The sequence below is a fragment of the Vibrio sp. R11-SG3-ISO9 genome (genome assembly GCF_059834255.1).
The window spans coordinates 21,588-34,711 of record NZ_JCBDGU010000002.1 but is presented as its reverse complement, the minus strand read 5'-3'; the positions used below and the strand labels follow the sequence as shown (position 1 = coordinate 34,711).

Annotated in this window: 16 protein-coding genes; 10 read left to right on the top strand and 6 right to left on the bottom strand. The window is 45.2% G+C overall.

Annotation, left to right across the window (positions count from 1 at the left end):
* Positions 1-126: 126 nt before the first annotated feature.
* From mlaF to AC6R05_RS00185, 8 genes are all read left to right on the top strand, one after another.
* A complete protein-coding gene (mlaF, locus tag AC6R05_RS00220; protein ID WP_150893334.1) occupies positions 127-921 on the top strand; it encodes a phospholipid ABC transporter ATP-binding protein MlaF in 795 nt (264 codons plus the stop codon).
* Positions 922-1,701: a lipid asymmetry maintenance ABC transporter permease subunit MlaE gene (gene mlaE, locus AC6R05_RS00215; RefSeq protein ID WP_032553263.1), complete on the top strand. Its 780-nt coding sequence runs from the start codon at positions 922-924 to the stop codon at positions 1,699-1,701.
* A 2-nt stretch (positions 1,702-1,703) separates the two neighbouring features.
* The gene (gene mlaD, locus AC6R05_RS00210) at positions 1,704-2,195 is read left to right on the top strand and encodes an outer membrane lipid asymmetry maintenance protein MlaD (protein ID WP_150893337.1); all 492 of its coding nucleotides are present in this window, start codon (positions 1,704-1,706) and stop codon (positions 2,193-2,195) included.
* 16 nt (positions 2,196-2,211) lie between these two features.
* Positions 2,212-2,844 carry an ABC transporter substrate-binding protein gene (locus AC6R05_RS00205; protein WP_500646251.1) on the top strand — a complete coding sequence of 211 codons (633 nt, stop codon included), beginning with the start codon at positions 2,212-2,214 and terminating at the stop codon, positions 2,842-2,844.
* Positions 2,841-3,149 carry an STAS domain-containing protein gene (locus tag AC6R05_RS00200; protein WP_032553260.1) on the top strand — a complete coding sequence of 103 codons (309 nt, stop codon included), beginning with the start codon at positions 2,841-2,843 and terminating at the stop codon, positions 3,147-3,149. The genes AC6R05_RS00205 and AC6R05_RS00200 overlap by 4 nt, the downstream gene beginning before the upstream one ends.
* 13 nt (positions 3,150-3,162) lie before the next feature.
* On the top strand, positions 3,163-3,417 hold the full coding sequence (ibaG, locus tag AC6R05_RS00195; protein WP_032553259.1) for a BolA family iron metabolism protein IbaG: 255 nt from the start codon (positions 3,163-3,165) through the stop codon (positions 3,415-3,417).
* An 8-nt stretch (positions 3,418-3,425) separates the two neighbouring features.
* A complete protein-coding gene (gene murA / locus AC6R05_RS00190; RefSeq protein ID WP_032553257.1) occupies positions 3,426-4,691 on the top strand; it encodes a UDP-N-acetylglucosamine 1-carboxyvinyltransferase in 1,266 nt (421 codons plus the stop codon).
* Positions 4,692-4,838: 147 nt separating this feature from the next.
* Positions 4,839-5,564: a 1-acylglycerol-3-phosphate O-acyltransferase gene (locus AC6R05_RS00185; RefSeq protein WP_032553256.1), complete on the top strand. Its 726-nt coding sequence runs from the start codon at positions 4,839-4,841 to the stop codon at positions 5,562-5,564.
* Positions 5,565-5,639: 75 nt separating this feature from the next.
* Here the strand turns inward: AC6R05_RS00185 and AC6R05_RS00180 are convergent, their stop codons facing one another.
* The 5 genes from AC6R05_RS00180 to arcA all read right to left on the bottom strand — a co-directional run bounded on the left by AC6R05_RS00180 (position 5,640) and on the right by arcA (position 10,186).
* Positions 5,640-6,029, bottom strand: a complete 390-nt coding sequence (locus AC6R05_RS00180) for a RidA family protein (protein ID WP_032553255.1) — start codon at positions 6,027-6,029, stop codon at positions 5,640-5,642.
* A 136-nt stretch (positions 6,030-6,165) separates the two neighbouring features.
* Positions 6,166-6,627: an aspartate carbamoyltransferase regulatory subunit gene (pyrI, locus tag AC6R05_RS00175; protein WP_032553254.1), complete on the bottom strand. Its 462-nt coding sequence runs from the start codon at positions 6,625-6,627 to the stop codon at positions 6,166-6,168.
* Positions 6,628-6,640: 13 nt separating this feature from the next.
* A complete protein-coding gene (pyrB, locus tag AC6R05_RS00170) occupies positions 6,641-7,570 on the bottom strand; it encodes an aspartate carbamoyltransferase (protein WP_150893343.1) in 930 nt (309 codons plus the stop codon).
* Positions 7,571-7,817: 247 nt separating this feature from the next.
* On the bottom strand, positions 7,818-8,819 hold the full coding sequence (locus AC6R05_RS00165; protein WP_285466054.1) for an ornithine carbamoyltransferase: 1,002 nt from the start codon (positions 8,817-8,819) through the stop codon (positions 7,818-7,820).
* A gap of 146 nt (positions 8,820-8,965) precedes the next feature.
* Positions 8,966-10,186: an arginine deiminase gene (gene arcA, locus AC6R05_RS00160; RefSeq protein ID WP_032553249.1), complete on the bottom strand. Its 1,221-nt coding sequence runs from the start codon at positions 10,184-10,186 to the stop codon at positions 8,966-8,968.
* A gap of 575 nt (positions 10,187-10,761) precedes the next feature.
* Between arcA and rraB the strand changes: the two genes are divergently transcribed.
* Together rraB and AC6R05_RS00150 are read left to right on the top strand one after the other, a co-directional pair.
* Positions 10,762-11,175: a ribonuclease E inhibitor RraB gene (gene rraB, locus AC6R05_RS00155; RefSeq protein ID WP_032553248.1), complete on the top strand. Its 414-nt coding sequence runs from the start codon at positions 10,762-10,764 to the stop codon at positions 11,173-11,175.
* A gap of 128 nt (positions 11,176-11,303) precedes the next feature.
* Positions 11,304-12,098 carry a glycosyl hydrolase 2 galactose-binding domain-containing protein gene (locus AC6R05_RS00150; RefSeq protein WP_500646225.1) on the top strand — a complete coding sequence of 265 codons (795 nt, stop codon included), beginning with the start codon at positions 11,304-11,306 and terminating at the stop codon, positions 12,096-12,098.
* Positions 12,099-12,130: 32 nt separating this feature from the next.
* Here the strand turns inward: AC6R05_RS00150 and AC6R05_RS00145 are convergent, their stop codons facing one another.
* On the bottom strand, positions 12,131-13,036 hold the full coding sequence (locus AC6R05_RS00145; protein WP_500646224.1) for a bifunctional helix-turn-helix transcriptional regulator/GNAT family N-acetyltransferase: 906 nt from the start codon (positions 13,034-13,036) through the stop codon (positions 12,131-12,133).
* Positions 13,037-13,124 lie beyond the last annotated feature (88 nt).

Below are 13,124 nucleotides of genomic sequence, written 5' to 3'. Positions count from 1 at the left end.
CTTTCAATTCCCTGCTCGATGTTTCGATTTGCTACAATTAATCGAACAGTGCTTTTAATTCTCATTCAGACTACTTATCATGGGCACAATTATTGGCGTTTTTTAGAGCAAGGAAATAACAAAAGCATGCTAAAGAATGAGCTTGTGAAAGTTAAGAACCTCAGCTTTTCTCGAGGGGAACGAGTGATCTTCGATAATATCGATCTCGAAGTTCCTCAAGGAAAAGTGACAGCCATCATGGGACCATCAGGGATCGGTAAAACGACCTTGCTGCGCTTAATTGGTGGTCAGCTCCCTCCAGATCAAGGTGAAATTTGGTTTGATGGCGACAACATTCCTAGTTTGTCGCGCCGTAAGCTCTACCAAGCTCGTAAAAAAATGAGCATGTTGTTCCAGTCCGGGGCACTTTTTACTGATCTCAATGTCTTCGATAACGTTGCCTTTCCGCTGCGTGAGCACACTGAACTGGATGAGTCGCTGATTCGTACCATTGTGCTGCTTAAACTTGAGGCCGTTGGACTGCGTGGCGCAGCACAGTTGATGCCGAGTGAACTGTCCGGTGGTATGGCAAGGCGTGCGGCTTTGGCGCGAGCAATCGCTCTCGATCCCGACCTTATTATGTACGATGAACCCTTTGTGGGGCAGGACCCTATCACCATGGGGGTTTTGGTTGAGCTGATTCGTAATCTTAACCAAGCGCTGGGCCTCACCTCAATTGTGGTTTCACACGATGTTCCAGAGGTAATGAGCATTGCCGATTGGGTTTACTTACTCGCTGATGGCAAAATTATTGCGAAAGGGACACCTGAAGAGCTGCGACAAAATGAAGATCCACGAGTGCAGCAGTTCTTAAATGGTGAAGCAGATGGCCCTGTGCCGTTTCGTTTCCCAGCTCAAAGCTTAGAGAAGGATCTATTCTAGATGTTTGTAAATTATATCGCTGGAGTCGGTCGCCGAACATTAGCTATGTGCGAAGCATTTGGTCGTGCAAGCTTAATGTTGTGGGGCGCTTTCTTTGGTATTCCGCGCTTAAAAAACTTCCCGCTGTTGGTGAAGCAGTTATATAGCGTAGGGGTTCAGTCGCTGGCGATCATCGTCGTTTCTGGACTGTTTATCGGTATGGTACTTAGCCTACAAGGCTATGTGGTACTGATTGATTATGGTGCGGAAGGTAACCTTGGCCAGATGGTCGCGCTGTCACTGCTACGTGAATTAGGACCAGTGGTGACAGCTCTACTTTTTGCAGGGCGAGCAGGCTCTGCGTTAACGGCTGAGATTGGCTTGATGAAGGCGACCGAGCAGATCTCCAGCCTTGAAATGATGGCAGTTGATCCTCTAAAACGCGTTATCGCACCGCGACTTTGGGCTGGTCTTATTTCAATGCCACTGTTGGCCATGATTTTTATGGCAGTCGGTATTTGGGGCGGTCAACTGGTTGGTGTGGATTGGAAAGGCATCGACCACGGCAGCTTCTGGTCGGCAATGCAATCTTCAGTAGAGCTAGGTCGAGATATTGGCAACAGCATGATCAAATGCATGGTGTTTGCGATTACCGTGACTTGGATTGCTCTGTTTAATGGTTATGACGCAATACCAACCTCGGAAGGTATTAGCCGTGCAACCACGCGCACCGTGGTGCACTCTTCTCTAGCAGTATTAGGGCTAGATTTTGTTCTTACAGCATTGATGTTCGGGAATTAATCATGCAACAAACTCGAAAATTAGAATTATGGGTCGGTAGCTTTGTTATCGCGGGAATTTGCGCAATCTTAATCATGATCTTTCAAGTCGCTGACGTGAAAGGGCTAGGTTCCAACCATACTTACACACTGAAAGCGACGTTTGATAATATCGGCAGCTTGAAAGTGCGCTCTCCTGTTAAAGTGGGTGGGGTTGTTGTTGGTCGTGTAAACAGCATTCAGCTAGATGCAGAAAGCTATCTGCCTGTCGTCGAGTTATCGATTGATGCGAAATATGATCAGTTCTCTGAAACGTCAAGTGCACAGATTTTGACATCAGGTTTGATTGGTGAGCAGTACATTAGCCTTGTACCAGGCTTTGTCTTTGAAGATGAAGAGATGCTGGTTGATGGTGATGTTATCGAAGACACCAAATCTGCATTAGTATTAGAAGATCTGATTGGCCAAGTGCTTTACAGCGTTGGCGGCTCTGATGAAGCGACAACTGAGGAATAGATTCATGTTAAAAAGAATGTTTATGATGGTCGTAGCTATGATCTTTGCGACCAATGTTGTGGCAGAAGAGAGCATCGACCGTACACAACCTTATCAAATGATGGCTCAGGTTTCTGAGGTGGCATTTAACCGTTTGAAGGCGGAGCAAGAGAACATCAAACAAGACCCTGAGTTGTTGAAGGTGATTGTTGAAGAAGAGCTGATGCCTTATGTCAACGCACAATACGCAGCGCTGAAACTATTGGGTCCAAACCTGAAAGGTGCCAAGAAAGATGACGTGCGTGTTTTCATTGGTGCGTTTCGTAAATATCTCGTTTCTTCTTACGCTCAGGTACTAACGCAATACACGGATCAAACCATTCAGTTTGGCCCAGAGCCGAAGATCAAACCTGACAGCCGTATTACTAGCATCAAGGTCGACATCATTGATTCGCCAAGACCGAACATCAAGCTTGAATTCAAGCTACGCAAAGATAAGAAAACTGGTGAGTGGAAAGCCTTTGATATGGTCGCTGAGGGAATTAGTCTACTCTCAAGTAAGCAGTCAGAATGGAACACTAAGATTCGCCAACAAGGAATTCTATCCGTTGCTAAAGAATTAGATCAGCTAGCGGCACAACCTATTCGTTTTGAGAGCTCGAAGAAATGAGTCAAACGCAATGGAGCGAGCTTAGCTCCGTCGAGTTTCAGCTGAGTGGTGATTTAGACCGCGACAGCGTGCCTGCAATTTGGCGCACATTGCAGGCATGGAAAACGACAGAATCTCGCGTGCAAGTGAACCTCAACACGGTTGAGCGCATCGATTCATCAGGAATGGTGATGCTAATTCACTTAATAGAGCATGCAAAAAATCAAAACTGTCATATAATGCTCAGTTTCGTGCCAGAACAATTACGAACGTTGTTCCAATTGAGCAATATCCAGCCAATGATGGCAGAACACTTAAAAGATTAGGCAGGAGCTATTTGTGGACAGCACAAAAGTACAAGAATTATTAGCAGAGGCACTTAACCTTCAAGAGATTATCGTGAAGGGCGAAGGCAGCCATTACGAAGTTGTTGCAGTGGACGCATGTTTTGACGGCATGAACCGCGTTAAGAAGCAGCAGCTGATCTACGGCCCACTAATGGAATACATTCAACGCAATGACATCCATGCTCTTTCTATTAAGGCATACACGCCAGAAGAGTGGGAACGTGATAAGAAACTGATGTCACTTTAAGGTTTATGATGGAAAAGTTTCGAGTTATTGGATCGGATCAGCCGTTAAACGGTGAAGTGACGATCTCTGGTGCAAAAAATGCTGCACTACCTATTTTGTTTGCTTCAATTCTGGCGGAAGAGCCAGTTGAAGTAAGTAATGTTCCTCACCTACGTGATATCGATACGACGATGGAGCTGCTTAAGCGCCTAGGTGCAAAAGTGTCACGTAACGGGAGCGTACATGTCGATGGTAGCGAAATTAACGAGTTTTGCGCACCGTACGATCTAGTAAAAACAATGCGTGCTTCAATTTGGGCTTTGGGTCCACTAGTGGCACGTTTTGGTCAAGGCCAAGTTTCACTGCCTGGTGGTTGTGCGATTGGTGCTCGTCCGGTGGATCTTCACATTCACGGTCTAGAGCAGCTAGGTGCAACAATCACTCTAGAAGACGGCTATGTGAAAGCGAATGTTGATGGTCGCCTAAAAGGTGCTCACATCGTAATGGATAAGGTTAGCGTTGGCGCAACCATCACCATTATGTGTGCAGCAACATTGGCAGAAGGTACAACAGTACTCGATAACTCAGCACGTGAACCTGAGATTGTCGATACTGCTGAATTCCTAAACAAGCTAGGCGCGAAGATTTCTGGTGCTGGTACAGACACCATCACCATTGAAGGTGTTGAGCGTCTAGGTGGCGGTAAGCATGCTGTAGTTGCTGACCGTATCGAGACTGGCACTTTCCTAGTGGCAGCTGCTGTATCGGGCGGTAAAGTGGTTTGTCGCAATACTAGCGCACATCTACTTGAAGCGGCTCTTGCTAAGCTTGAAGAGGCGGGTGCTAAGATTGAAACCGGTGAAGATTGGATCAGTCTTGATATGACTGACCGTGAACTGAAAGCGGTTAAGATCGTAACAGCACCACACCCAGGCTTCCCGACTGATATGCAGGCTCAGTTTACGCTGCTAAACATGATGGCGAAGGGCAGTGGCGTGATCACTGAAACGATTTTCGAAAACCGTTTCATGCACATCCCTGAACTACAGCGTATGGGCGCAAAAGCTGAGATTGAAGGTAATACTGCGATCTGTGGTGAGACTGAAAAACTGAGTGGTGCACAAGTGATGGCAACGGACCTACGTGCATCAGCAAGCTTAGTGATTGCTGGCTGTATCGCTCAAGGTGAAACCATTGTTGACCGTATTTATCACATCGATCGTGGCTACGATAAGATTGAAGATAAGTTGTCGGCACTGGGCGCTAACATCACGCGTTTTCGTGAATCGAGCTAAGCCTCGATACCACGACGTATGACGAGATAATAAAAAAGAAAGTCGAAACTTTGGTTTCGGCTTTTTTATTGTATTTTGCCGCTTGCGACTCTGTTACCATCATGCGTAATAAAAACAGACCTAGTTAAGCGGTTGTTGAGGAACAAAATGATAGCAATATTACGTATTTTCGCTGTAGCAATATTTGCGATTTTCATGTTTGTGTTTGGTTGTGGTTACTGCTTGTTAAGCCCACGTAATCCAAAGCACGTATTCACTTTCGGTCGCTACTTTGGCCGCATGTCAAAGATCTTCGGTATCACTCTGGACTTACGTATTCCAGAGGACGCGTACTCTCGTGGTCAACACGTCTACATTGCTAACCACCAAAATAACTGGGACCTATTCACAGTTTCTTCGGCGGTAACACCGAAAGTGGTTACTGTTGGTAAGAAGAGCCTAGCTTGGATGCCACTGTTTGGTCAGCTTTACTGGCTAACGGGCAACATCCTGATTGACCGCGCTAACCGCAGTAAAGCCGTTGGTACGATTGATCAAGTGGTTGATAATCTAAAAGGCAGTGATGTTTCGGTGTGGATGTTCCCTGAAGGAACTCGCTCTCGTGGTCGTGGTCTATTGCCGTTTAAAACCGGTGCATTCCACGCAGCAATTGGTGCTGGCTTACCAATTATCCCAATCGTATGTAGCTCGACGGGTGGAATCAAACTGAACCGCTGGAATAACGGTCACGTTATCGTAGAGATGCTACCACCAGTTAGCGTTGAAGGCTTTGATAAATCAAATGTTCGTGAGCTAGCGAATGAGTGCCGCGAACAGATGAAAGCAAAACTGGCAGAGCTTGATGAAGAAGTAAAAGCTCTGAACAGCAAGTAATACCAATCGCTTTAGCGTTTTTCAGATATTAAAAAAGGTTGCCGCAGTGGCAACCTTTTTTGTATCTGAGCGAGACTATTTGCGAACTGCGATAGCTTCGATTTCGATACCAACATCTTTAGGAAGACGTGCTACTTCAACACATGAACGTGCAGGGTAGTTTGCTACGTCGTGCTCATCGAAGAACTTACCGTAAACTTCGTTTACTGTGCCGAAGTCGTTAAGGTCTTTAACGAATACAGTTAGCTTAACAATGTCTTTTACTGTTAGGCCAGACGCTTCAACAACGGCTTTAACGTTTTCAAGAGATTGACGAGCTTGTTCTGCGATGTCAGAAGACACTTCACCAGTAGCTGGGTTTACTGGGATCTGACCTGAAGTCAGTACCATGTTGCCTAGGTCAACGCCTTGTACATATGGGCCGATTGCTGCTGGAGCTGATTCTGTGTGAAGTACTTTAGTCATTATAGGTTCCATCATTTTATTAGATAAAAAGCGAAATTCAGTGTGCCTTCAAAGCGGCATTAGGTAAAGAATAAAATACCCCGCACAGGCGAGGTATTTCATAGTTTTCATATTCTTTACGTACTACAAGGAGATGTTATCTCTCAGTAACGATCTCGCGAGAGAAAACCTTTTCACAGTATTTGCACTTCAGGCGAATATCGTCATTCTTTTCAAAGATCTTAAAGCTGCTTTCGACTGGCTCATTGTGAGTAATGCAGTTGGTATTCGGGCATTCAAATACATCGTTGATCTGGTCTGGCAGCTCTAGAGCTAGCTTCTTTACTACTTCGTACTCTTCAATCTGGTTCACGGTTGCGTGCGGCGCGTAAAGGGCTAGCTTGTTCGCTTGCTCTTCTGTCACGAACACATTCTCAATCTTCAGTAGGTCTTTGCCACCTAGTGCAGAAGAGGGAAGGTTAAGGCCGATAGTTACGCGCTGGTGAGAGTTATGCAGATCAAAGAGCTTTAATACCTTGATACCCACGTTTGCTGGAATATGGTCGATTACCGTGCCGTTTTTGATCGCTTCAACTTTTAACTGAGTTCCTTTAGACATGATATTTCTCCAATTACAGCGTTTCGTTAAGAACAAGGGCTAGTAGTGCTTCACGTGCGTAAACACCATTCTCAGCTTGCTGGAAGTAGTAAGCGTGTGGCGTTTTATCGACGTCGATAGTGATTTCATCGACGCGTGGCAGTGGGTGAAGAACCTTAAGGTTTTCTCTTGCACCTTCTAGCAGCGCAGCCGTTAGGATGTAAGCCGACTTAATATGCGCATATTCAGACTCATCGAAACGCTCTTTCTGCACACGCGTCATGTAGAGTACATCCAGTTCTGGAATCACAGAGTCCATATCAGTTAGAAGTTGATACTCAATGCCAGCCTCGTCTAACTCTTCACAGATGTAGTCTGGCATGGCTAGAGCTTCAGGAGCGATGAAGTAGAAACGGATGTTATTGAACTTAGCTAAAGCTTGAGTCAGAGAGTGAACGGTACGGCCATACTTTAGGTCGCCGACGAACGCGACGTTAAGGTTATCAAGACGGCCTTGCGTTTCAGCGATAGAGAATAGGTCTAAAAGCGTTTGTGTTGGGTGTTGGTTAGCACCGTCACCTGCGTTAATCACAGGTACACCGTTAGAGAACTCAGAAGCCAGTCGTGCTGCACCTTCTTGAGGGTGGCGCATGACATAAGCGTCCACGTAAGAAGAGATAACTTGTACAGAGTCAGCTAGGGTTTCACCTTTCTTCGCTAGAGAGGTGTTACCGCCGCTATCAAAACCGATTACGTCGCCACCGATACGTTGAATCGCCGTTTCGAAAGAGAGGCGAGTTCGTGTAGAAGGCTCAAAGAAACAACTCGCGACAACTTTGTTTTTAATCAGCTCAGGATTCGGTTCTGCTTTTAGCTGACCAGCTGTTTGAACAATCAATTCTAGCTCTTCACGAGAAAGCTCTGGAATTGAGATGATGTGCTTTTGATAGAGCGAGTTCGCCATGATCTTCTTCCCCACAATAATGTAATGACCATAAAAAAGCCCCCCATAATGGGAGGCTTTAAAAAGAGGTTTCTGAGCAGAATAGACGACCTTGTAAGCCAGCCAGCTTACGCGCAATATTCAACGATGTCATAATATTGATAGGTGTCATTTTCACTACTCTCAGACAAATTGCCGAGAATTATACGCTTTCAATTTGTGAGCGCAAGCGATTACATCAACCTTTTATTGTTATGAGATTAATGGCCTATCCAAGCGTAGCAACCATCACCGCTTTGATGGTGTGCATGCGGTTCTCAGCTTCATCAAAGACAATAGAGTAATCTGACTCAAAGACTTCGTCGGTCACTTCCAGTCCATTCATACCGTACTTATCAGCGACCTGCTGGCCAATCACGGTCTCGTTATTATGGAAAGCTGGCAGGCAGTGCATAAACTTCACTTGTGGGTTTCCAGTAAGCTTAATTACATCCATATTAACTTGGTAAGGTTTCATAACTGCAACACGCTCATCCCAAGCTTCAGGTGACTCACCCATAGAGACCCATACATCAGTGTATAAGTAGTCACAACCTTTTACGCCTTCAGTTACGTCTTCCGTTAAGGTTATTTTCGCGCCTGTTGTTTGTGCGATGGCTTGGCACTCTTCAACCAGTTGTTCTTCAGGCCAAAAAGCTTTCGGAGCCACGAGGCGAATATCCATACCCATCTTTGCTGCGCCAACTAGTAGCGAGTTACCCATGTTGTTGCGTGCATCACCTAAGTAAGCAAAGCTGATTTGGTGCAGTTGTTTTCCGCGACCATGTTCTAGCATGGTCAGGAAGTCAGCTAAGATCTGAGTTGGGTGGAATTCGTCAGTAAGGCCATTCCAAACGGGAACACCTGCGTAGGCACCTAAGTCTTCAACAATACTCTGACCAAAGCCACGATATTCAATGCCGTCGTACATACGACCCAGTACTCGAGCCGTGTCTTTCATTGATTCCTTTTGACCAATCTGGGAGCCAGATGGCCCGATGTAAGAGACTTGAGCTCCTTGATCAAACGCGGCAACTTCAAAGGCACATCGAGTACGAGTAGAGGCTTTTTCAAAGATCAGTGCGATGTTTTTACCGAGCAGTTTTTTCTGTTCAGTACCTGCATACTTAGCTTTCTTTAGATCTGCTGACAGATCCAGTAAGAATTGAATCTCTTTTGGAGTAAAGTCGAGCAATTTTAGAAAGTTACGATTGCGAAGATTAAAAGCCATATCTCGCTCCTTGAGCAAATAGAATCAATGAAGGCTTTAGTTAAACATAAAAATGCTATATTTGTGAATATTTATTTTATTAATTTGATAAAAAAGGCCAGCACATATTGGCTGACCTTTTAAGAAGGGAAGGGAGGAGGTTGAAATTAGATGCCGTCACGCTCGATTGGGCAACTCATACAACGAGCCCCACCACGTCCACGACCTAATTCATTACCAGGAATTGTCAGAACCTCGATACCGGCTTTGTCATACTTCTCATTAGTATAAACGTTGCGTTCGTAGCCAATCACTGTGCCTGGTTTTACTGTTAGAACGTTGTTCGCGTCGTTCCACTGCTCACGCTCCGCTTCATAGTTGTCACCACCTGTCGTGATGATCTTCAGTTGATCCAGACCTAGCGCGCCTTCGATTGCTGACAAGTAGTTATCCGCTTTCTCAACACGCATCTCACCATTCTCTTTTGGCGTGAGGCGCCATGTATCAAGATCTTTGCGAACGATCTCTGGGTATACAGAGAAGGTATCAATATCCATGTGTGTCATTACGGTATCTAAGTGCATGCACGAACGGTGTTTAGGCAGATCGATCGCGATAACTTCTTTTGCTTGGCCTGACTTGAATAGGCTCGCAGCAAGGTTTTCTACACCTTGTGGCTTAGTTCGCTCGGAGATACCGATAAGAACCGCGCCTTTACCAATCACTAATACGTCACCGCCTTCAATATTGGCATTGTCGTAGTGAAGGTCTTCGTCGCCAAAGTACTTAATGAAATCTTGGCCCGCGAACACTGGGTGCCAACGGTAGATAGCACGCAGATGGTTAGTTTCACGCTGACGCGCTGGTTTCATCATTGGGTTGAGCGACACACCACCATATACCCAGCAAGAGGTGTCGCGGGTAAATAGGTGGTTTGGTAACGGCTCAATCACAAAGTCCAATGGACGGTGCATCTTTGGCAGCATCGACGATGAAGCAATTGGCAGTTCTGAATAAGCCAAACCGCCAAGCAAGATAGTGGCGAGGTGTTCGTTATCCATTTGTGCTAAGTAGTTTCTTAGGTCGCGCGCAAAGGTTGGGCCGTAGCGGAAATCTGATATTTGGGTATTGAGTAGCCACTCACGAGCTTCAGAAACATCCAGTGTTTCGACCAATAGGTCGTGCAGCAATAACACCTCGACACCTTGGTTACGAAGTGTTGATGCGAAGGCATCGTGCTCTTCACCCGCAGCTTCTACTGCTAGTACATCATCAAAAAGAAGTTCGTGACAGTTTGAAGGGGTGAGGTGGGTGAGTGCTCTTTCTGGTCGATTTAATAGAACTCGTCTTAATTGACCGACTTCGGAGCCAACGTACAGCTTACTCATTTTGCATCCTTACTTTTAATCCAGCGTCTATTTATGACAAGCTTGATCGCATTATGCAAGCCCAGTGAAAGATAGAAAAAATAGGTTATTTGATTAAATTTGGATGAAAATCCTACTATATGTTCACATTTGTTATTTTTTGACTATTTTACCCGCTTGGAAACAAATCATCGATTTCTGCGTTTCTATGCTGCTATTCATCTAGGAAATAGAAATTAAAAACATCGGTAAAGTGATTTTTTATTCACTAATATGCACTTTAATTGAATAGAGCGAGATCTTATGCAAGTCACACAAATTGTATGTATGCATTCACAGTGATTAATCAGGCATTTCGAATCAAGTACAACCTGATGAGCTGATGAAATGAAATGCTAAAAGTGCTTTTGGTTAATAATATGTTGAATATTTGTTTCTGTGATTGCGATTTTACTTTTGGCTCTGTTTGAGTGTCTTTAATAAGGGATAAAGTTTGCTGTTGCCCGATGATCTAGGTGGCTTTTCTGCGCGATCCATGCCATATTTCGTGGCAATCAAATTTGATCCTTTCATAGTCAACACTCTGGAGCAGAAACATGTCTCACGAAGATGAATATCTATCAGTAGAAGAATTAATTGAGATTCAAAAGGAAGAGACTCGCGATATCATTGCAGCACTGATCGAAGACGGTAGCGATCCTGATGCACTTTACGAAATTGAGCATCACCTATTTGCTGAAGATTTCGATGTACTTGAGAAAGCGGTTGTTGAAGCATTCAAGATGGGCTTTGAAGTATTAGAAGCAGAAGAGACAGAAGACGAAGACGGCAACAAGCTGCTTTGCTGCGACGCGACTATGCAGTCGGCTCTTAATGCAGAAGCGATTGACGAGCAAGTTGAGAAGCTGGTTAATCTAGCGGAAAAATTTGACATCATTTACGACGGTTGGGGCACTTACTACGAAGGTGAAGATGCTATCTACCCACAAGATGATGAAGACGAAGAGTAATCTCGTTACTGAATTGAAAGATACCAGCACCTAGTTGCTGGTATTTTTTTGCCCATATAAAAACCAATGTCTTTATGTGCGTGTATTCATTATAATGCGGTCAAAATTGATCTAGCTCAAGGAATGATATGCGGCTGCAACTTGATGGTCTTTGGCAAATATCGCCACTCACTGACCTCTCTATACCCCAAGATGACATTACTTTCCCTGCACCGCTGAGCGCAAAACTCCCAGACACGCTAAGTGAAGAAGAGATTGCGGCTCAAGAGTGGCACTTAATGCACGATATCGAAGTCGATGATGCAATGTTAGCGTGTCCCTTCGTTGAGCTAGTGATGGCTGGCATTGATTACTTTGCCGAGGTTCGCCTTAACGGTGTGGCCGTGTTCGATTGTGATGGTAGCCAAGAAGAGTATCGCAAAGATATCCGCCCATATATGCAAGCTGGCCGTAATCGCTTTGAAATCTTATTCCTTGAGGAAGAAGAAGGATTATTGTTGGAAGAGGATATGGAAGAAGTCGCTCCAACAACGCCTGTTGCTAAATCTGATTCACGTATTGGGATTTGGCAGGCTCCTTACTTGCAGTTTGTTCGCCATATCAAACTAGAACAGGTGGTTACAGAGCAGATCTGGCACCACGGTGGTGGTTGTGAGTTCAAGGTCGATGTGATTTACCAGACTCTCAAATCTGGGTTAGTGTCTGCATCGATCAAATTCAATGGGATGACATTAGTGATGCCTATTGATGTGCGGGCTGAACACACCGGTGTGGTTTTTCAGGTTGAAGCGCCGGTGATATTTGACATCAATAAGCCCAACCCTAAGCACTTGTATGAGTTAGAGGTTGAGCTTGATGGGCAGAAAGAGAGCTCTTTTGTTGCTCTTAACCCAGCTTCGTGTGTGAGCAACTTTCTGCGTTAATCTCGATAGGGGTAACTTGGTTACCCCATATATTAAAGCGCTTTGGCCATAACAACTTCGCATGCGTCATGGCCGGTCTCTCCCCAAGCGCCGTCTAAGTGCTCAAAACCTAAAGACTCATAGAGCTTGATAGCTGCCCCCAAACACTCTGTCGTTTCTAGGTACATCTGCTTGTACCCTTGTTGTTTCGCTAGCTGAAGACTCAGGGCAACAATACGTTTGGCTAGCCCTTGCCCACGCGTCTGCTCTAAGAAATACATCTTTTGTAGTTCACACACTTCAGGCTTACCTGCTAATGGCGCAAAACCGCCACCGCCAACAACCTTACCTTGGTACTCGATGACCCAATACATGGCATTGTCTTGGGCGTAGACCGAATACATATCATCCAGAGTTGGATCTCCAACACCATATCCTTTGTCAGCAGTTAAGCCATGCTCGGCCGACACCTGTCGAATAACCTCAGCGACTTGTGAGTTGTCGGCTTTTGTCATCGGACGAAGCACAAATTCATTCTTTTGGCAGACTTTTGTTAGACCTTTGAGGTATGCCTCTAAGCCCTGCTTGAGCTGTTGCTGTTCGTCCTCATTAAGTGTCTTTAGTAGAGAATCGAAGAAACTGTCTTGTTGTTGATCGAGTTGCGAGAGGGTGGACGCACCATGAGAAGTCAGCGCTATATTTTGGCTGCGCTTGTCGCGAGGATTCTCAATACCTGTCACGAGTCCAAGTTTACCTAACCCAGACACAGTACGACTTGCATTAGATTTATCGACATTCAGTCGTTGTGCCAGTTGATTGATGGTCAGTGGCTGCAGTTGGATCTCTCCAAGTGCATGTGCCTGTACTGGAGTGAGCGCAATCTCGCCACACTGTTTATCAAGCATCCCCAGCAAACGCACAGCTTGGCGAGAATAATGTCTTAGTTGACGAGCATTCATGATGACTTGTTCCTTAAAATAAAGTTGCGTACCGCAATTAAACTAATTGCGGTACGCAACTTTGTCAAGGGCGGCCATTTATTCACCA